The sequence below is a fragment of the Empedobacter sp. UBA7620 genome, assembly GCF_002484185.1.
Classification (GTDB): domain Bacteria; phylum Bacteroidota; class Bacteroidia; order Flavobacteriales; family Weeksellaceae; genus Empedobacter; species Empedobacter falsenii_C.
Map to the genome: position 1 here is coordinate 162,900 of NZ_DLJI01000039.1, position 20,910 is coordinate 183,809.

Genomic DNA, 20,910 nt, shown 5'->3' on the forward strand with positions numbered 1-20,910 from the left:
TGGTCCTTCAACCGTTACACCAATGTATTCTGCTTGTTCTTGAGATAAAACTTCTAATTCTACTCCTAATTTAGCTAAATGCAATTCTGCAACTTTTTCATCTAAATGCTTAGGCAAAGTATATACTTCGTTTTTGTAAGCTGATGAATTTGTCCACAATTCGATTTGAGCTAAAGTTTGGTTAGAGAAAGAGTTTGACATCACAAAAGAAGGGTGTCCTGTTGCACAACCTAAGTTAACTAAACGTCCTTCAGCCAAAATGATGATGTCATTTCCGTTGATGTTGTATTTGTCAACTTGTGGTTTAATTTCTTCTTTCGTGTTTCCGTAGTTTCCGTTTAACCAAGCCATATCGATTTCGTTATCGAAGTGACCAATGTTACACACAACTACTTTGTCTTTCATTTTCTCGAAATGCTCTGCACGTACAATTCCAAAGTTACCAGTAGTCGTAATTACGATATCAGCGTTTGCAACCACTGTATCTAATTTTTTTACTTCGTAACCTTCCATAGATGCTTGTAAAGCACAAATAGGGTCGATTTCTGTTACTGTAACAATTGCTCCAGCACCGCGGAAAGAAGCCGCTGTACCTTTACCAACATCACCAAATCCACAAACTACAACACGTTTACCAGCGATCATCAGGTCAGTAGCACGTTTGATAGCATCTACTGCAGATTCGCGACATCCGTATTTGTTGTCGAATTTAGATTTTGTTACAGAATCATTTACGTTAATTGCAGGCATAGGCAATGTACCTTTCTCCATTCTTTCGTAAAGACGGTGTACACCCGTAGTTGTTTCTTCTGATAATCCTTTGATCTCAGCAACCAATTCTGGGTAACGATCAATCACCATATTCGTTAAGTCTCCACCATCATCCAAAATCATGTTTAATGGTTTACGATCTTCTCCGAAGAATAATGTTTGCTCGATACACCAATCGAATTCCTCTTCGTTCATCCCTTTCCAAGCATACACAGGAATCCCAGCAGCAGCAATTGCAGCCGCAGCGTGATCTTGTGTAGAGAAAATATTACATGACGACCATGTAACATCAGCTCCTAAAGCAACCAACGTTTCGATAAGAACTGCAGTTTGGATTGTCATGTGTAGACAACCTGCAATGCGAGCACCTTTCAAAGGTTGAGCAGCTTTGTACTCTTCACGGATAGCCATCAACCCAGGCATTTCTGCCTCAGCCAACGTAATTTCCTTTCTTCCCCACTCAGCTAAAGAAATATCTTTAACTTTGTATGGAATGTATTGCGTTTTTGTATCCATCAATTGATATATTTAACTAACTTTTTTTTAAAGTTTATAAGGAACAAATTTACAAACAAATTTCGATTAATAAAATGCCCGTTATCGATTATATTAACGATTTTAAACATACCCGCATTATTACGTGGAATGTAACAGAATCGAATGAAGAATTATTAGAATATCTTCATTTAGAGGAGTATAGGATGGAAAAATATAATAATCTTCGACCTAAACAGGCCAGAGAATATCTTGGTTTGCGCGCTTGTCTAAAGAAATTGGACTTGGATTATGATGTAAATTATGACGAACGTGGAAAACCTTTTTTACCTACAAATAAAGAAATTTCTATCACACATTCTTATGGATTGGTTTCTGTTGGTGTGAGCGAATATAATATTGGGATTGATATTGAATTGGCTCGTCCAAAAAAAATCCTAAATATTAAACACAAGTTTGCCCGTCCAGATGAAATAGCTTGGATTCCTCAAGAGCACGAGACTGAATATCTGCATATAATTTGGGGAATGAAAGAAGGTTTGTACAAGTTGAATGGTGGTAATCTTTGGAATTTTTTGAATCATTATCGTGCAGAAGAATTTGAATTAGTAGAGAATAAACAATTTATTTGTTGGATTTCGGACGATGTGAAATCTCGTAAATATCATGCATTCTATAAAATGATTGGTGAATATTATTTGGTTTGGGTGTTGGATTATGAATAAGTAAAAGTTAGAAATTAGAATTACGAATTTAGATTTTTGATTTACGATTTAGAAAGAATTATTTTTAACTCACAACTCACAACTCACAACTCACAACTCACAACTCACAACTTAAGAATGAACGATTTTATTGATTACATCCTTGCGCCTTACAAAACTTATTCTACACTGAATATTTTACTTGAAATAATAGCAACATTGTTCGGAATTATTTCGGTTTATTATACCTATAAACGCAATATTTGGGTTTATCCAACTACAATTATTTCAACATTTATTTTCATTTATTTATTTTTTAATTGGGGATTATATGGTGAAACAATTATTAATGTTTACTATACTTCAATGGCGATTTATGGTTGGGTTTTGTGGCAAAAAAATCTCGAAGCCGATCATAAACATGTAGATGTTTCGTGGGCAACGAAGAGAGAGTATCTGTACGCAACGTTACTTTTCGCGTTGAGTTTTATCTTTATTTTGACGATTTATTATTTCCGTCCAGTCATTCAAAACGGGTTTGATGTTAATTTTATCAATCAATGCAAATTACATTATACCAAAATTGATTTTGTAGACGCTTCGACGACCGCTATCTTTTTGATTGGAATGTGGATGATGGCGCGACGAAAAATTGATAACTGGTATTTCTGGATTATCGGCGATTTAATCATGATTCCATTAATGATTTACAAAGGAGCAGTTATCACTTCGGTGCAATATATTGTCTTGTTGATTTTATCATTTATCGGATTAATCGATTGGATAAAATCAGCCAAAAATTCACAGAAAATAGTGAGCTAAGAAATAATTTAAAATTAGTATTTTAGCCTTGTAAATTGAATTTGAAAAACCTATAAAAATTACGAATATGGAAAATCAACACGTATATCAACAAAACCAATTGGTTGCACAGGCAACAAGCGTAGAAAGGGCAAATTTCTATAAACATACTTACGGACACGTTGCTGGAGGAGTTTTGGTATTTGTTTTAATCGAATCTTTGATGTTAAAATCAGAAGCATTAGTCAGCTTTATGTTAAGTTTAACTTCTGGATATCTTTGGCTTATTTTATTAGCAGGTTTCATGGGAATTACATGGGTTGCACAAAAAATGGCGTACGGATCGATTTCAAAATCTAAACAATATTTAGGCTACTTTTTATACATAGTTGCAGAAGCTTTAATCTTTGTGCCAATGCTGTACATTGCATTATATTATGGCGGAACTTATGTGATAAAACAAGCGGCCGTTGTAACAGGTGGATTATTTGTAGGATTATCGGCTATTGTATTTTTAACAAAAGCAGATTTCTCTATTTTACGAGGAGCATTAACTATAGGATTTTTCTTAGCAATTGGATTGATTATTGCAGGAATGTTATTCGGGTTCGATTTAGGATTATGGTTCTCAGTTGGAATGTGTGCCTTGGCTGGAGGAGCAATTTTGTACAACACTCACCAATTAAAATATGAGTTCGGAACACAACAATATGTTGCAGCGGCATTGTCGTTATTTGCTTCATTAATGTTATTGTTTTGGTATATTTTGAGAATTTTTATGAGTAGAGATTAATCATGAAGAAACAATAAATTTGTATGTTGAACCGTAGCATTTTTGTTGCGGTTTTTTTATTTAAGATACTATGACAGATAAAGAAAAAGAAGATGATAGAATACAATCTCCGTTTCGACCAAAAGATTGGAATGAGATTAGAATAAATGATTCTTGGGCGTTGTTCAAGATTATGGCAGAGTTTGTAAATGGTTACGAAGTAATGTCTAAAATAGGACCTTGCGTGTCTATTTTTGGTTCGGCACGTACTTCTCCAGATCATCCATATTATGCATTAGCAGAGGACATTGCGTATCGATTAACGCAAATAGGTTTTGGTGTAATTACTGGTGGAGGTCCGGCAATTATGGAAGCTGCAAACAAAGGAGCGCAAAAGGGTGGAGGAACTTCTGTTGGATTGGGAATTACATTGCCTTTCGAAACAGAATTGAACAAATATATCGACCGTGAATATGAAATTAATTTCGATTATTTCTTTGCACGAAAAGTAATGTTTGTGAAATATTCACAAGGATTTATCGGAATGCCAGGAGGTTTTGGAACGTTAGACGAATTATTTGAGTCGATGACATTGGTACAAACGAAGAAAACAGGACGTTTCCCAATTGTGTTAGTTGGAACTGAATATTGGTCAGGTTTAATTGATTGGATCAAAGAAACGGTTTTGAGAGAAGGTTATATTTCTGAGAAAGATTTGGATCTTTTCCGTTTGGTTGATACAGCGGAAGAAGCCGTTGCTCATATCAAAAATTTCTACGAAAAATATAATATTAAGCTTAATTTTTAAGCAACAAAAAAACCTCATCAATTGATGAGGTTTTTTTATTTCATAAAGAATGATAATTATTGTTTAATTAATTTAGATGTTCCAATTTTTCGATTTTTAGCTTCAATGTCAAGAATGTAAATACCTTTTGGTAATTCTTTGATGTTAAATTGATGTATCGCTGAAAATTTTCCTGAAAACTCTTTGATCAGTTTTCCTGTTAAATCATAGATTTTTACTTTTTCTGAATTAATATTTAATGAAAAAGAGGAAGAAACTGGATTTGGAGTTACAGAGATTTTTTCTGAATTAACCTCAATATTATCTGTTGATAAATTTGCTTTTGCATTCCCGAAAATTCTAAATTCACCTGGATTTAGATTAACTGTAAATGATGAATTTGTATTGGTGACATTCAGCGTTGTTTCGTCCATCAAATTGTACCAATTTCCTGTAAATGGAAAAAGTGGCGCAATTGCTTGAGTGCTTGTTGTGAAGTTTGCAATAACAATTACCTCATATAAATCAGACGACGATAATAAATTATTTGTAATCTGAATACGCGGTTTTAAATCTCCAGATGTAATTGTATAATTATCAGTTTCGAAAACTTTGTTGTTTAATTTAAGACCAATAATTTTTGACCAAACTTCATAAACAGATTTTCTATCGGCATTTGTTAAGTAACCAATTTCGCTTGGAATAGGTTTTGGATTGGTGCGACATCCGTCATTATTTGTTCCATCTTCGCAATGATTTATCGAGTAATCATATCCTAATTCTCCGAATTGCCACAACATTTTAGGACCAGGAATTGTAAATAAAACTGCACCAAGAGCTTTTTGTCTTTCCAAAGAAGTTTTTAAATCTTTTATATTATAAGTTCCTGATGATGCACCATATTGTAAATTCTTGTACATCATTCTTTCTTCATCATGACTTTCTGCATAGGCAACCAAATGTTTTTTCGTAAAACCTTTTACAGTATGCTTCAACCAATCAAAGTTACTATCCGAAGCATATCCCATTGTATTTTGATTAAAATTATTAGTCGCTTTACCCCAAAGCATAATTCCTTTACCTTCGTTAATGCGATAATTCGCCCATTCTGTTTCCTCTTGTGCTGAACCATTATTTCCTAAATGCTCAAAAATGATGTAGGAATTCGGATCAATTGTCCATTGCATATCTGCATATTTTTTTAAAATTGCTACACGATCAGCTTGATATCCGTTTGTACAAGTTTCATCAGAAGGTGTACAATTTTGTGTAAATCCTTTTGTTAAATCCCATCTAAATCCATCAATTTTAAACTCTTCAATCCAATGTTTTAATGTACGTTGTACATAATTTTGAGTTGGTGTTAGTTGATGATTTAAGTCGTAACCAACATTGTAACTATGTTTTGCGGTTTGATTAACATAAGGATTTGTAGCGGTTGGTTCTCCAAAACCATCTCCATCAGGATCATTCATCCACATTCTAACTAATGGAGATCGACCATAAACGTGATTTAAAGCAACATCCAAAATGATTGAAATTCCATTTTGATGACACAAATCAATGAATTCTTTCATTTTATCTGCTGGTCCATAGGCTTTATCCAAAGCAAGATGATAAGCGGTATTATAACCCCAAGAAATATTTCCTTCAAACTCCATGACAGGCATTACTTCGATTGCGTTAATGTTTAATTTTTTGAAATAATCAAAATCATCAATTAAAGATTGCCATGTTTTTGTCGAATTGAAATCGCGAATTAATAATTCGTAAATCATCAAATTCTCTTTATTTGGTCGATTGAAATTTGAAACTTTCCAATTGTATTTTGCTTGATTTGTTTGTAAAACCGAAACTTCAAATTGTTGCCCAGTAGGATATACAGGCATATTTGGATAAGTTGCTGTTGTAATATATGGATCATCATAAGGCGATAAAACTAATGTCGAATATGGATCTGCAGTTTTTATTCCATCACTTGTACGATATTGAAACGTATAAATTTCATTAGATTTAAGATTAGATAATTCAATCCAATATAAATCTTTGTTTGTTGTATCACGATTCATTACATATTGATCAGAAAGTTGCCAATTATTGAAACTTCCAATTACATGAATAAATTCTTTTTGTGGTGCATATAAAACCAAATATGCTTTTGAAGAATCATTATCCAAGTAATTAATTCCCTCATGTAAATTGGATGGAATTGCCACATCTTTCACAGTCGGTTTGATATTAACTGTAAAAGATTTGCTTATCGTTTGACCATTAAAAGTAGCACTCAACGTATAATTCTGATTTTGTGTAATGGTATAATTTTTATCAAAAGATGTTGAATTATTTAATACATCAATTTGAGTTCCGTTGGTAGTTAATGTCCAATTAGCAGATTTTGTAGCTGTCGCTTTGATGTTAAAACTTGATCCTGAAGAAACATTTGTAATCGAATTTTCGAGCGGATTAGTTAAAGTAACTTTGAAAGAACCTACCGAAATAGAAAGATCCGTAGTTTGTTGTTTTCCATCTGCACTTCTAAAAACAATATTTATTGCAGTAATATTTTTAGAAGTATCAACTCCATAGAATTGATAAATAGATGTAGGAATTTCTAATTTATAGGTTGATCCAGAAACGAAAGTTAATTTGGGTTGAGTAGTATTATTTCCCCAACTTCCTATTACATTTTCCCATTGTTTTCCTTCAATAGTTGCGCCTGTGTGCGCATAAATATCTCCTGTGTAACTTGCTAGGCCTGTTCCCGTTTTGTCGAAGTTTATTACAACTGCTTGGTTTGCTTCGGGCGGTGAAGGTGTTGTTGTAATTTGAGCTTTGGTAAAAGATATTACCATTAAAAGCATCAAAATAGATAGAATGTTTTTCATGTTTTGTGTGGTTTTAGAAAAAGCCATTAAAAAACATAATTGAATTTTAATGGCTTTTAAAAAATTAATTGTTGATGAGAAAAAATTTTATTGAGCTTCTACTGTATAAGTTTTCTTTGTGAAATTAGCTGTGATTTTATATTTTCCAGCTTTTATTTTGATGTTGTCTCCTTTCTCAACAAGAGCACCATCAGCACCACCGTAATTACCTTTGTCCCAATCGTTATTCAATCTAAACTTATATTCTCCATCTTTCATTGTAAGAATAGTTGTCCATGAATCAATTGTTCCATCGTATGATAATTTAGTATCTGGCCCGTCCCAACCGTTTGGAGTTGCATCACCTACTAATCCCCAAGTAAATTTCTCAAGTTTGTAAGTTAGATTTGTTAAGTCCATAGTTATCTTGTAAGTACCAGCATCTACTGCGATGTTTTTACCTCCTTTTTCAAGTTTTCCATTAGATCCTCCATAATCTAACTCCCATTTGTTGTCTTGACGGAATTTGATTTCACCACCTTTTAAATCTGTGTACGCTACAAATACATTTGTAACATCAGTTTTCCAAAATTGAACATCTGGCCCGTCCCAACCGTTAGGAGTAGCAGAACCAACAACACCCCAATTTGTAGATAAATCTGTTGGATATGCTGTTATTTTTAATGTATTGACATTAGAGATTAATTGTTGAGAACTAGGTGTACCAACTGTAGAAACAATACGATATTCTATCTCTCCTTCTTTAAAAGGTTCTAATCCTAAAGCAATAACTGCTAAATTCAATTCTTTTACTGTTACATCAGCTGTTAATGTTGAAGTTGAAGTAAGAACTTGATGATTTTTAAAATTATCTCCTTTGATATCAATTTGTAATTCATATTTAGGAGGAGTATTTGTTCCATAATTTGCAGCACTCCAATTAAACGTCATTGCTGTGTTTGCAGCATTTTCTTCTAACAATTCAATTGTTGATGAAGCAGGCGTTTCTACTTTCGGTGCAACAAAAGTTGAAGGATCTAATTTGATGATATCTTCATCGTCGTTACATGCGCTTAAGGCAAAAATACTCGCACAAGCTAACGAAATATATTTTATAAAATTTTTCATCTTAATAACCTGGATTTTGAGTTAAGTTTGGATTAATGACAATAATATTGTTTGGAATTGGGAAGATAACTTTTGTAGCATCTACAGATGTTCCATTTTGAACGCCACCTTTCCAAGGCCAATTGTAATTGTTAGTATATTTATTGAAACGAATTAAATCCGTTCTACGCGTTCCTTCCCAGTACAATTCTCTTGATCTTTCAGCTAAAATGAAATCTAAGTTTAATTGTCCGTCAGTAATATTACCTGATGTATTTCCGTATGCACGAGTTCTTAATTCGTTGATTAAGTTCAATGCAGTTGCGCGGTCTCCACCAGTTCCTCCACGTAAAACAGCTTCAGCATAGTTTAAATAAACTTCTGCTAAACGAATTACTGGTACGTCTGTGTCAACATATTCTCCTGTTGCATCGTTTGCACTTTTTCCGTCTGAACGTTTGTTAGACCATTTGTAAACAGCATAACCTTCTCCAAATGTACCTATGTTGTTAATTTCAAAAGTTTGTCCATCTGTAAAGAACATTGCACGTTTATCTTTCCATGCAGTTGGATTTCCGTTACTGTCTTTTGTTGTAACAGCATCTGTAAATTGATTCACCAATGCTTTTGTAGAACGAGGACCTCCCCATCCACCATTTACACCGTAATCAGCAGCAACCATTTTTCCACCAATTGCAGCTTTTACTAAGAAAGTGGAACCTCCGTAGGTACGAGAATTATTTCCGTCAAAGTTTAAAACGAAAATAGCTTCATTTTGCGCGCCATTCGTATCATTATCAGCTAAAAATAATTCGTCGTAAGCAGAACCATTTTTATTTCCATCAGTTGTGTTAAGTGTATATCCAGCTTGCATAGCCAATTTAGAATAAGTGATGGCTTCTGTATATTTTGCTTGACCAATCCAAGTTTCTGCATTTAGATATAAACGAGATAATAATGCTTCAGCAGCTGCTTTATCTACACGTCCATATTCGTTTGCACGACCAGCTTTTAATTCAGCTTCGATTGCTTTTAATTCGCTTTCAACGAAAGTGAAAATCTCTTTACGATTGCTTTGTTTTGGTAATTCAGAAGAAACTTCTGTTACTAACGGAACATTCGCATATAAATCCATTAAGCTATAATAAGCATATGCTCTAATGAAACGAGCTTCAGCTACATATTCTTTCACTTCTGGAGTTGTGCTTGATAAAGCTTCAGCATTTGCAATAAACGAATTAGAAAAAGAAACGGTTTGTGCTAAACGATAATACATTGCTTCAACAAAACTGTTACTTGCTCCCCAAGAAATCTCATGCAAGTTTGGTAAACCTGGATCTCCCCAGCCAAGAATAGATTCGTCTGTTGTCAATACATTTAAGTTGAACATTAAACGAGTATATTGAGAAGCACCTTCGTCAATACCTTGAATATCTCCACTTCCCGCAGGTCCTTTTTGTCCTGTAAGTGCTAAAGAAGCGTATACTTTTGCTAAAGCAGATTTTGCAGTAGCAGCATCTTTGAATACATCAAATTGTGTATAAGTATCTGGATCATTTGGCATTAAATCTAAATCATCATGACATGAAGAAACAGAGAAAGCCAATGCCGCAGCTAAAATATATGTTGAAATTTTAATCTTTTTCATTGTAGTTTTCTTAGAAATTAACATTTAAACCAAATACATACGTTCTCGGTCTTGGATAAAAACTATTATCAATTCCGCGGTAAATTTCAGGATCTAAACCGCTGTAATTTGTGAATACAGCTACGTTTTGAACCGCTCCATAAAGACGAATATCTAATCCTTTGATCGCTTGTTTTAGGTTGTAACCTAATGTAATGTTATCAATACGGAAGAAAGATGCATCTTCTATAAAGTGGTCACTTAACAAATTAGTTTCTGTGATACTTGTGAAACCTGTGTTGTAGTAGCTTGAAAGCACATTAGATAAATAGTTTTGACCATTTCCTGTCGCTTTTTTGCTGTAGCCTTTAGACGAAGCCATGTTATTGTAAGCATAGTTTCCGATGTTAGCACGAGCAGTTGCACTTAAATCCCAATTTTTGTAACGGAAGAATGTATTGAATCCCATTGTTACTTTTGCGAAAGGGCTTTTGTGAATGTAACGGTCTTTTTCGTTGATGATTCCGTCGTTGTTCAAATCTTCGTAAGCTCCTTCGATTGGTTTTCCGTTTGCATCATAAATTTGCTTGTACACATAGAAACTAAATGGTTCTTCTCCTTCACGTTGAATTTGAATATTGTTACCAGTTCCTCCATCAATACTTCCTGTTAAGTTATCAGTAGGTAAGTTGACAATTTTATTATCATTGAAAGCGATGTTGTATCCAAAAGACCAATCAAAATCTTTAGATTTTACGATATCAGCATTGATGCTAAATTCGATTCCTTTATTTTCCATATCACCGATATTTTTATCGATCATATTTCCAAAGTTTGTAAATGGATCTACATAAACACTCGCAATTAAATCACTTGTTTTTTTCTTGTAAACATCTAATGTACCGTAGATTCTATTTTTGAATAATGAGTAATCAATACCAGCATTTAATGTACTCGAAATTTCCCATTTCAAATCACCATTAAATGGTTGAGGACGATAAGTTTGATAGAATGTAGAACCAAATTGATAATAAGCAGTTGATTCTGATCCTTGATAACGCGTTAAGAATTGGAAGTTTCCTAATCCGTTTACATTACCAACTTTACCATAACCTACACGTAATTTCAAATCATTTACAACAGAGCTTCCTTTCAAGAATTCTTCTTTAGAGATATTCCACGCAATAGCCGCAGAAGGGAAATAACCCCATTGATTGTCATGGCTTAATTTTGATGAAGCATCTGCACGCATAGTCGCTGTTAAGATGTAACGATTATCAAAATTATAGTTTAAACGTCCGAAGTATGATAATAAAGAATATTGATCACGATCTACAAAACGAAATTGATCAGAACCTTGTTGTTCTAATTCGCTATCGTAATTGGTATTGTATGTATTAAAGTATTGATAACTGTAACCTCCAACAACAGTCAATCCGTGTTGTCCAAAATCTTTATTGAATGTTAAATATGCATCAAATAATTTGTTGTAGAACTGTGCGCTAAAAGTTGTTTTAGAACCATCCCAAGTCAAAGAAGAACTTGGCATATTTGCAGTTGTTACATTTCGTCCATTCGCATTAGAAATATCATAACCTACATTAACTGTTGCTGTAACAGACGGTAAGAAATGTAATTTATAATCCATTTTTGCATTTCCTACAAAACGACGAACTTCAGATGTATCTCTGTTTTCATTGATTAATGCAACTGGGTTAGTTGGCGCTAAATTGTGTTTAACAGCTCCGTCCATCCAAGTATGGTAACCTCCAAATACATTTGCTCCAGAATAAACTGGTTGAGTTGGATCATATTCTAAAGCAGCTCCAATTGCACCTCTGTTTGCAAATTGATTCTCGATATAAGAACCACGAGCATTCAATTCAAATTTTAAGTGATCATCTAAGAAAGATGGACTCAAGTTCATAGAAGCTGTTGTACGATTGATGTTATCTCCTTTTAAAATACCATCCTGATCTGTATTAGAAATAGAAAAACGAGAAGGCATTTTACCTCCAATATTCCCTGTTGCACTAAAATTGTGATCAAAACCTACAGAAGTTTTATAAATTTCTTTTTGCCAATCTGTATTTGCATTACCTAAACGAGCAATTTCGTCAGCAGTTCCTACAGATTTTACCAATTCACGGAATTGATCTGCATTCATTACGTCAATATAACCTTCTGGTTGATAAATTGATGTAACTGAATTATAGTTAAAACGGAATTTTTTTCCTTTTCCTTTTTTAGTTGTAACCATTACAACACCATTCGCAGCACGAGAACCATAAATAGCAGTTGCCGAAGCATCTTTCAGAATAGTCATCGTTTCGATGTCGTTAGGATTTAAGAAATCCAATGGATTTCGAGAACCTCCAATATTTACTTCAGATAAAGGAACACCATCTACCACATATAATGGTTGAGAGTTTAATGATAACGAACTATTACCACGAATGATAATGTTTTGACCGTCACCAGGAGCTCCACCAGCAGATGTTACCACAACACCAGCGATTTTTCCAGTCACTAATTCTTGTGCAGAAGTGATTGATCCTTTGTTGAAATCTTCTGAATTTAATTGATTTACAGAACCTGTGACATCTTCTTTTTTTGCTGTACCATACCCAATTACAACAACTTCTTTCAAGTTTTCTGTCGTTTTAGACATACGAAGTTGTAATTGCGTTTGTCCCGCAAAAGTTATTTCTTGATCGTCATAACCAAAAAAACTGATAACAATTATATCACCATCGTTCGCTTCTAATGTAAAATTTCCTTTTTCATCAGAAACTGTCGATTCTCCTGTTGTAATGTTCGAAACATCTGCACCAGCTAAAACCGTGTTATTAGCGCTATCTTGTACTGTTCCTTTTATCGCAGTTTGTGCAGATAAAATAGCAGGGCTTGATAAAACTAATGCTAGAAGAGATTGTTTTAAAATCCTCATATATTTTTCGTTTTGTTTCGTTAATTATTAATTTATATTTTTACTTCTCATTACCAAATGTAAGTCGTTTAATTGATTGATTGTGTATGTAATACACCGACTAACTAAACGAAAACGTTTTCGTGTTAATAAATAATTAAATTAATTGTTAGCGCTTGTTAATTTTTAATAAAAAAGACGGAAATTAGTAGAATAAGATTGATGGTTAAGGTAGAAAGAAGATTATGAAAAAGAATTTGACATTAAAACAGATTGCAAAAGAGTTAGATGTTTCGATATCAACGGTTTCTAAAGCGTTGAAAAATAGCGAAGAGATTAGTGCTGCAACGAAACAAAAGATTCAAGCATTTGCAAAATTATACAACTACAAACCGAATAATATTGCATTAAGTCTAAAGAATCGAAAAACGAAAACAATTGCTGTGATTATTCCCGAAATCGTTCACGATTTTTTCGCGATGGTAATTAGTGGGATCGAAAATTTAGCAAATCAATATGGTTATAATGTATTAATTTGTTTGTCAAATGAATCGTACGAACGCGAAGTTATTAATATGGAGATGCTTGCGGCGGGTAGTATAGATGGATTTGTAATTTCTCTTTCAAAAGAAACTCAAGCCAAAAAAGATTATCATCATATCAAAGAAATCATCAACCAAGGAATGCCAGTTGTGATGTTCGATCGTGTAACACGTGAGGTTTATACCGATAAAGTTATTATTGATGATGTACTTGCGACACAAGAAGCAATTCAATATTTTATAAGTAAAGGACGCAAGAAAATCGGCTTTATTACGACGCCAGATTATATAAGTGTCGGACGCTTAAGAACCGAAGGATATAAAAGAACGTTGGAAGCGAATGGAATTGAAATTGACGAAAACTTGATTTTGCGTGTAGAAGACGAGAGTCAGTTGGACACTATGATTGATGAATTTTTCGAAAAAAATAAATTTGACGCAGTAATGGCAGTAAATGAATTATATGCCGTAAAAGTTTTGAGAGCTGCATTGAAAAAAGGAATTAAAGTGCCAGAAGAGTTACATTTAATTGCTTTTACAGATGGTGTAATTTCCAAGAACTCAATTCCAAGCATTTCTACAGTCAAACAAAATGCATTCAAAATGGGTGAGATTGCTGCGCGTTTATTGATTCAAAAATTAGAGTCAGAAAACGAGCACGAACATTACATTACCGAAGTTGTCGGAACTGAATTATTACACCGAGAAACTACAACGATTTAGTAAGTTTTTTTTGGTTAAATAATTGTTACAGTTGCAATAATCCCAAAAAAAAGTTTTAACATTGTAAACAAATCAAAACATATTTTTACTTCTCAAATTACAAAAATATAGTTTTGATAAGCATAAAACGCTTATCGTAAAATACATAAAAAAATTACGATAATGGGAAAGCGTAGATTAGGATTTCTTGAAATCTGGAATTTAAGTTTCGGATATTTAGGAGTTCAAATGGGTTTCGCCTTGCAAAACGCAAATGCGAGCCGTATTCTAAGTTCATTTGGTGCTGATGTGCACGAATTGTCTTGGTTTTGGATTGTTGCACCGTTAATGGGATTGATTGTTCAGCCTATTATTGGTCATTATTCAGATAATACTTGGTCCAAATTTGGACGAAGAAAACCATACTTTTTAGTAGGAGCTTTATTGGCTTCTTTCGGATTAATCTTAATGCCACAAGCAGGTGCATTTACGGCATTGATGCCTGCATTATGGATGGGCGCTGGATTCTTGATGATAATGGATGCTTCATTCAATATCGCCATGGAACCGATGCGCGCATTTGTAGCTGATATGTTGCCTTCGGATCAACGTACATTAGGATATTCAATTCAAACTGTAATTATTGGTTTAGGGGCTGTTGTAGGTTCGTGGTTACCTTATATTTTGAGCAACTGGTTTGGTGTTTCAAGTGTTGCAGCGGAAGGAGAAGTTCCGTTTCACTTAATTTTATCATTCATTATTGGAGCAATCGCAATTATTGTAACCGTTTTAATCACCATTTTTACAACAAAAGAATATTCGCCAGAAGAATTAGACGCTTTCGAAAAAGCAGAAGGTAGAGAACCAATTGTTGAAGAAAAAGCAAGCTTAACACAGATTTTTACCGATTTTGGAAATATGCCAAAAACGATGAAACAATTAGGCTTGGTGCAATTTTTTACGTGGTTTGCATTATTCGGAATGTGGGTATTCGCTACACCAGCAATCGCTCATCATGTGTACGGTTTGTCTTTGAGTGATACACATTCAGAAACATATCAAAAAGCAGGAGATTGGGTTGGAATTATCTTCGGTGTTTACAACGGAATTTCTGCAATTTTCGCCTTCTTTTTACCTGCAATCGCCTTAAAATTTGGTCGAAAAACAACACACGCTATTTCATTAATTTGTGGAGGATTAGGATTAATTTCAATCTATTTTATTCACGATCCAAAATTATTAATCCTTTCCATGGTCGGAGTAGGAATCGCTTGGGCAAGTATCTTATCGATGCCTTATGCAATTTTAGCGGGAGCAATTCCAGCGAAAAAAATGGGTGTTTACATGGGAATTTTCAATTTCTTCATTTGTATGCCTCAAATCGTCAACGCATTGTTAGGCGGTCCAATTGTAAAATATTTATATCACGATAATCCAATCTACGCCATTGTTACCAGTGGTGTTGCGCTAATTATTGCAGCACTTTTTGTAACGCGCGTAAAAGATGTGGATGAACCAATCAAAGCATAATCATTTTGAAAACTAAAGCATTTATTTTTGATTTAGATGGTGTCATCGTCGACACTGCAAAGTACCATTATTTAGCATGGAAAAAATTAGCGAATAATCTAAACATCGATTTTACGCACGAACACAACGAATTGTTGAAAGGTGTTTCTCGTGTGCGATCATTAGAAATTATTCTTGGATTGGGAAATGTTGAAGCTTCTGATGAGCAGAAAAACGAATGGTTAGTTCAGAAGAACAAAGAATATTTAGAATACATCGATAAGATGGATGATTCTGAAATTTTACCAGGCGTTATGAAAGTTTTAAACTTTCTAAAAGAAAACAATCAACCAATCATTTTGGGATCGGCTTCTAAAAATGCGCGTCCAATTTTGGAGAAAGTTAATATTCTAAATTATTTCGATGATATCGTGGACGGAAACGATGTTTCTAATGCAAAACCAGATCCAGAAGTTTTTATCGTTGGAGCGAAAAAAGCGAATCAAACGAATGAAAATTCAATTGTATTTGAAGATTCTGTTGCAGGAATTGAAGCAGCAAATGTTGCAGGAATGACAAGCATCGGAATTGGAGAATCTTCGGTTTTGAATGAAGCAAAATACAACTTTAATAATTTTACTGAAATCTCAACAGATTTCTTGGTCGAATTAATCAATCAATAATTATACAAACTACATACAACAAACAAAATGAATCAAGATTATATCATCCCGAATGCGTGGTCAATTATCGAAGAAGGGTTTGAAAAAGATCGTGTAAAATCGTCTGAAAGTTTATTTTCTATCGGAAATGGAGCAATGGGACAACGTGCTAATTTCGAAGAATTTTATTCGGGCGATACATTTCAAGGAAGCTATATTGCCGGTGTTTATTATCCTGACAAAACAAAAGTGGGATGGTGGAAAAACGGTTATCCAGAGTATTTTGCAAAAGTATTAAATGCGCCAGTTTGGATTGGAATTGACATCGAAATTAACGGTGAAAAATTTGATTTAAACACTTGTAAAGAAGTTAAAAATTTCCGTCGCGAATTGAACATGAAAGAAGGTTTATTGGATCGTTCATTTATGGCAATTTTACCTTCCGGATTAGAAATTGAGGTTTTTGTTCGACGTTTTCTTTCTGCTGATTTAGATGAATTAGGAGCAATTAAATATGATATTAAACCAATCAATGGTGATGCAAAAATTGTCTTTAAACCTTATGTTGATGCAGCTGTAAAGAATGAAGATGCGAATTGGGAAGAGATTTTCTGGGAACCAATTTCTTCTGAAATTAAAGGTGAGCAAGGTTTCGTTCAAGCGCGTACGTTCAAAACTCATTTTGAAGTGGTAACATTTATGCAGAATAAAATCTTAGTAAATGGAAGTTATCAACAAATCGCGCCAACAAATGCTGTTAATACTGAAACGAAAGTAGAATTTACATACGAAGTTGAGGTAAAAGCGAATGATACAACAACAATTGAGAAATTTGGAGGTTATGTAGTTTCGACAAATCATCCTAAAAATGAATTAATTAACGCTGCCGAAAATGTATTGTCTCAAGCAAATGAACAAGGTTATGAACAATTGTTAATAAACCAAAAAGAAGCTTGGGCAAAGATTTGGGAAATGGCTGATATCACGATAGAAGGTGATACGAAAGCGCAACAAGGTATTCGTTTTAATATTTTTCAATTAAATCAAACGTATTCAGGAAAAGATGCTCGTTTGAATATCGGTCCAAAAGGTTTTACAGGAGAGAAATACGGAGGTTCTACATATTGGGATACAGAAGCATATTGTTTGCCATTTTATATGGTAACAAAAAATCAAGAAGTTGCGCGAAACTTGTTAATGTACCGTTTTAATCAATTGGATAAAGCAATTGAAAATGGAGAAAAATTAGGTTTCAATAAAGGTGCAGCTTTGTATCCGATGGTTACGATGAATGGTGAAGAATGCCACAACGAGTGGGAAATTACATTCGAGGAAATTCACCGTAATGGAGCGATTGCTTTTGCGATTTACAACTATGTTCGTTTTACGGGAGATCAAACCTACATTCCAGAAGCTGGTTTAGAGGTTTTATTAGGAATTGCGCGTTTTTGGAAACAGCGTGTAAACTGGTCAAACGACAAAAAACAATACGTGATGTTAGGTGTTACGGGACCTAACGAATACGAAAATAACGTCAACAACAATTTCCATTCTAATTATTGTGCACAATGGTGTATGAATTATTTGTTGGAACAAGTTGAAAATGTCAAAACAAATTATCCAGAAGATTTTGCACGTATTGCAGCTAAAACAAATATTACTGATGCAGAATTAGCAGAGATGAAAGAAGTTGCGGCGAATATTTATTTTCCTTTCAGCGAAGAATTAGGAATTTATTTACAGCAAGATGGTTTCTTGGATAAAGATTTAACACCTGTTTCTGAATTATCAAAAGAAGAACGTCCAATTAACCAAAAATGGTCGTGGGACAGAATTTTACGTTCGGCTTACATCAAACAAGCAGATGTTTTACAATCGTTCTATTATTTTGAAGATCAATTTTCGAAAGAACAATTAGAAAAACATTTTGATTTCTACGAACCATTAACGGTTCACGAATCATCTTTATCGCCTTGTGTTCACTCTATTCAAGCGGCAACGTTGGGGAGAATGGAACAAGCGTATACATTTTATTTGAGAACTTCTCGTTTGGATTTAGACGATTATAACAAAGAAGTTCACGAAGGATTACACATCACATCTATGGCAGGAACTTGGATGTCGATTGTAGAAGGATTTGGAGGAATGCGTGTGAAAAACGATCAATTGTATTTTGAGCCACGTTTACCAGAACAATGGGAAGGATTTACATTCAAAGTGAATTTCCGTCATCAAATCCTAAAAGTTATCGTAAATAAAGGAGAAACAACTTTTGAATTGGAAGGAACAGAACCGTTAGAGGTTTATGTTTTTGACCAGAAAGTAGTTGTTCAGCCTTCGATTTAATAAAGGGAATCTAATACCTTGAAGGCTTCGGTTTTCAGGGTATTTTTATTTAAAGTAGAAAGTTTTAAGTTATAATTTCACGTCACTTCGAGTGAATTTTTGAAATGAAAATGAAGAAAATTTGTATCGAGAAGTAAGATGTGAATATTCGTCTAATTTCTCGATACAATTCTTATCAGAATCACTCGAAATGACGAATAAAAGAATTATCCTGAATTCATTTCAGGATCGCATGAAGTAGAGAATGAGAAGCTGAAACAAATTCAGCTCGGCAGAGAATTAAAAAGATTCTTTGATAAAATCAGAATGATAATTTCATTAATGTAGTAAAGTAAATGTCATTCCGACGAATGGAGGAATCTAAAAAAAACAAAACACATGAAAAAAATACTATTATTATCATCTTTCCTATCAACATTTGCGTTTGCTCAAATCCAAAAAGTTGAGCCAATGTTTTGGTGGAAAGGAATGAAAAATCCAGAAGTTCAAATTTTGGTTTATGGGAAAGATATTAGTAAATACAATATTGAATTATCGGATAATGTAAAAATTCAAAATTTACAGAAAACTGAAAATCCAAATTATGTTTTTGTAACGATTAATACGAATGAAGTAAACAAATCATCATTCAAAATTAACATCAAAAACAAAAATAAAATTGTTGATTCGTATACATACGAGTTAAAAGATCGTCAACCAAATTCTGCAAATCGTTCATCTTTTACGTCAAAAGATATGGTGTATTTGATTATGCCAGATCGTTTTGCGAATGGTGATGAAAGCAATGATTCGAAGAAAGAGTTAACAGATAAAGCCAATCGTTCTATCCCAGATGGCCGTCATGGTGGGGATTTGCGAGGAATTATTAACAATTTAGATTATTTACAAAATCTTGGCGCAACAGCGGTTTGGTTAACACCTGTTAATGAAGATAATGAAAAACAACATTCCTATCACGGTTATGCACAAACTGATTTGTATAAGATTGATGGACGTTACGGAAGCAATGAAGATTATCGCGAATTATCACAGAAATTAAATCAACGTGGAATGATGTTGATTCAAGATTATGTGACAAATCATTGGGGAATTTCGCATTGGATGATTCAAGATTTGCCTTCGCAAGATTGGATTCACAAATTTCCTGGAGGAAAAGATGGTTTCCGTCGTTCCAATTATCGTACAACAACCCAATTTGATAAAAACGCGGCAGAAGTAGACAAAAAAGAAGCGTTGAATGGTTGGTTTGATTATACAATGCCAGATATGAATCAATCAAATCCGTTGGTGCTAAATTATCTGACGCAAAATGCAATTTGGTGGATAGAATATGCAGAATTAGGCGGAATGCGTGTCGATACATATCCATATAATGACAAAGAAGGAATGGCAAAATGGGTAAAAGCAATTACGACAGAATATCCAAATTTCAATGTAGTTGGAGAGGCTTGGATGTATTCGGCAGCACATATTTCGTATTGGCAAAAAGATTCTAAAATTGCTAAAATCGATAATTATAATTCGTATTTACCTTCGGTAATGGATTTTCCATTGTTTTCAGAATTGCCAAAAGCAATCAAGGAAGAGGAATCGTGGGACAAAGGAATGATTAAATTGTACAATTCATTTACCAATGATTTCTTGTATCCGAATGTCAACAATATGTTTGTGTTTATGGAAAATCATGATACAGAGCGTTGGAATGAAGTGATGAATGGTGATGTGAATGATTATAAACTTGGTTTGTCATTAATCTCTACTGTCCGTGGAATTCCGCAAGTATATTACGGTTCTGAAATCGGAATGCGAGGAGATAAAAGTAAAGGTGATGCAGCAATTCGACAAGATTTTCCTGGAGGTTGGAAGTCAGATAAACAGTCGGCTTTTACAAATGAAGGAAGAACTGCGGAGCAAAAAACGTTTCATGATTTTACAGCAAAACTTTTCAATTGGCGCAAAAATAAAGAAGTTATTCATTCAGGGAAAACAAAACATTACATGCCACAGAGTAATGTTTATGTGTATTTCAGATACAATGATAACGAATCTGTAATGGTTATTTTGAATGCAAATCCAGAAAAACAAACGTTCAAATTAGATCGTTTTGCAGAATCATTAAACGGATTTACTTCTGGAAAAGATATTATTTCGGACAAATTTTTACCAATCAATATAAATGGAGAAATCACAATTGATGGTAAATCTTCGATGATTATTGAACTTGGAAAGTAGTACGTTTAAGTTCTAATTTCACGTCACTTCGAGTGAATTTTCGAAATGTAATGGAGAAAA

General features: G+C 33.8%; 14 protein-coding genes. 9 read left to right on the forward strand and 5 right to left on the reverse strand.

Going from position 1 to position 20,910, the window contains the following annotated elements; all coding sequences use genetic code 11:
• A partial coding sequence (gene ahcY / locus B2217_RS10160) for an adenosylhomocysteinase (RefSeq protein WP_291122493.1) occupies positions 1-1,287 on the reverse strand: 1,287 nt, incomplete at its 3' end.
• A 74-nt stretch (positions 1,288-1,361) separates the two neighbouring features.
• On the opposite strand from ahcY, the gene B2217_RS10165 reads away from it, so the two are divergent.
• The 4 genes from B2217_RS10165 (at position 1,362) to B2217_RS10180 (ending at position 4,351) form a co-directional block, all read left to right on the forward strand.
• Complete coding sequence (locus B2217_RS10165) at positions 1,362-1,991, forward strand: 4'-phosphopantetheinyl transferase family protein (RefSeq protein WP_180905788.1); 630 nt, start codon at positions 1,362-1,364, stop codon at positions 1,989-1,991.
• Positions 1,992-2,108: 117 nt separating this feature from the next.
• A complete protein-coding gene (pnuC, locus tag B2217_RS10170) occupies positions 2,109-2,792 on the forward strand; it encodes a nicotinamide riboside transporter PnuC (protein WP_180905789.1) in 684 nt (227 codons plus the stop codon).
• 67 nt (positions 2,793-2,859) lie between these two features.
• Positions 2,860-3,564, forward strand: coding sequence for a Bax inhibitor-1/YccA family protein (locus tag B2217_RS10175; protein ID WP_180905790.1), 705 nt, complete (start codon positions 2,860-2,862; stop codon positions 3,562-3,564).
• A gap of 70 nt (positions 3,565-3,634) precedes the next feature.
• Entirely contained in the window at positions 3,635-4,351 is a 717-nt protein-coding gene (locus B2217_RS10180; RefSeq protein ID WP_114998816.1) for a TIGR00730 family Rossman fold protein, read from the forward strand.
• A gap of 56 nt (positions 4,352-4,407) precedes the next feature.
• Here the strand turns inward: B2217_RS10180 and B2217_RS10185 are convergent, their stop codons facing one another.
• The 4 genes from B2217_RS10185 to B2217_RS10200 all read right to left on the reverse strand — a co-directional run bounded on the left by B2217_RS10185 (position 4,408) and on the right by B2217_RS10200 (position 12,878).
• Positions 4,408-7,215 (reverse strand): alpha-amylase family glycosyl hydrolase, encoded by a 2,808-nt coding sequence (locus B2217_RS10185; RefSeq protein WP_291122495.1) that lies wholly within the window; start codon positions 7,213-7,215, stop codon positions 4,408-4,410.
• An 87-nt stretch (positions 7,216-7,302) separates the two neighbouring features.
• Positions 7,303-8,322, reverse strand: a complete 1,020-nt coding sequence (locus tag B2217_RS10190) for a SusE domain-containing protein (RefSeq protein ID WP_291122497.1) — start codon at positions 8,320-8,322, stop codon at positions 7,303-7,305.
• Between the two features lies 1 nt (position 8,323).
• The gene (locus tag B2217_RS10195; RefSeq protein WP_291072619.1) at positions 8,324-9,949 is read right to left on the reverse strand and encodes a RagB/SusD family nutrient uptake outer membrane protein; all 1,626 of its coding nucleotides are present in this window, start codon (positions 9,947-9,949) and stop codon (positions 8,324-8,326) included.
• Between the two features lie 10 nt (positions 9,950-9,959).
• On the reverse strand, positions 9,960-12,878 hold the full coding sequence (locus B2217_RS10200; protein WP_291122499.1) for a SusC/RagA family TonB-linked outer membrane protein: 2,919 nt from the start codon (positions 12,876-12,878) through the stop codon (positions 9,960-9,962).
• 224 nt (positions 12,879-13,102) lie between these two features.
• On the opposite strand from B2217_RS10200, the gene B2217_RS10205 reads away from it, so the two are divergent.
• The 5 genes from B2217_RS10205 to B2217_RS10225 all read left to right on the forward strand — a co-directional run bounded on the left by B2217_RS10205 (position 13,103) and on the right by B2217_RS10225 (position 20,850).
• Entirely contained in the window at positions 13,103-14,122 is a 1,020-nt protein-coding gene (locus B2217_RS10205) for a LacI family DNA-binding transcriptional regulator (protein ID WP_280045491.1), read from the forward strand.
• Between the two features lie 162 nt (positions 14,123-14,284).
• Entirely contained in the window at positions 14,285-15,631 is a 1,347-nt protein-coding gene (locus tag B2217_RS10210; protein WP_291122501.1) for an MFS transporter, read from the forward strand.
• 5 nt (positions 15,632-15,636) lie between these two features.
• The gene (gene pgmB, locus B2217_RS10215) at positions 15,637-16,293 is read left to right on the forward strand and encodes a beta-phosphoglucomutase (protein ID WP_180905799.1); all 657 of its coding nucleotides are present in this window, start codon (positions 15,637-15,639) and stop codon (positions 16,291-16,293) included.
• A 27-nt stretch (positions 16,294-16,320) separates the two neighbouring features.
• Positions 16,321-18,618: a glycoside hydrolase family 65 protein gene (locus B2217_RS10220; protein ID WP_180905800.1), complete on the forward strand. Its 2,298-nt coding sequence runs from the start codon at positions 16,321-16,323 to the stop codon at positions 18,616-18,618.
• Positions 18,619-18,996: 378 nt separating this feature from the next.
• Positions 18,997-20,850 carry a glycoside hydrolase family 13 protein gene (locus B2217_RS10225; RefSeq protein ID WP_180905801.1) on the forward strand — a complete coding sequence of 618 codons (1,854 nt, stop codon included), beginning with the start codon at positions 18,997-18,999 and terminating at the stop codon, positions 20,848-20,850.
• Positions 20,851-20,910 lie beyond the last annotated feature (60 nt).

What these genes read in the sequence shown, in the direction of transcription:
- B2217_RS10165 (WP_180905788.1), top strand. Translation starts at nt 1,362, where the DNA reads ATGCCCGTTATCGATTATATTAACGATTTTAAACATACCCGCATTATT.
- pnuC (WP_180905789.1), top strand. Translation starts at nt 2,109, where the DNA reads ATGAACGATTTTATTGATTACATCCTTGCGCCTTACAAAACTTATTCT.
- B2217_RS10175 (WP_180905790.1), top strand. Translation starts at nt 2,860, where the DNA reads ATGGAAAATCAACACGTATATCAACAAAACCAATTGGTTGCACAGGCA.
- B2217_RS10180 (WP_114998816.1), top strand. Translation starts at nt 3,635, where the DNA reads ATGACAGATAAAGAAAAAGAAGATGATAGAATACAATCTCCGTTTCGA.
- B2217_RS10185 (WP_291122495.1), bottom strand. Translation starts at nt 7,215, where the DNA reads ATGAAAAACATTCTATCTATTTTGATGCTTTTAATGGTAATATCTTTT.
- B2217_RS10190 (WP_291122497.1), bottom strand. Translation starts at nt 8,322, where the DNA reads ATGAAAAATTTTATAAAATATATTTCGTTAGCTTGTGCGAGTATTTTT.
- B2217_RS10195 (WP_291072619.1), bottom strand. Translation starts at nt 9,949, where the DNA reads ATGAAAAAGATTAAAATTTCAACATATATTTTAGCTGCGGCATTGGCT.
- B2217_RS10200 (WP_291122499.1), bottom strand. Translation starts at nt 12,878, where the DNA reads ATGAGGATTTTAAAACAATCTCTTCTAGCATTAGTTTTATCAAGCCCT.
- B2217_RS10205 (WP_280045491.1), top strand. Translation starts at nt 13,103, where the DNA reads ATGAAAAAGAATTTGACATTAAAACAGATTGCAAAAGAGTTAGATGTT.
- B2217_RS10210 (WP_291122501.1), top strand. Translation starts at nt 14,285, where the DNA reads ATGGGAAAGCGTAGATTAGGATTTCTTGAAATCTGGAATTTAAGTTTC.
- B2217_RS10220 (WP_180905800.1), top strand. Translation starts at nt 16,321, where the DNA reads ATGAATCAAGATTATATCATCCCGAATGCGTGGTCAATTATCGAAGAA.
- B2217_RS10225 (WP_180905801.1), top strand. Translation starts at nt 18,997, where the DNA reads ATGAAAAAAATACTATTATTATCATCTTTCCTATCAACATTTGCGTTT.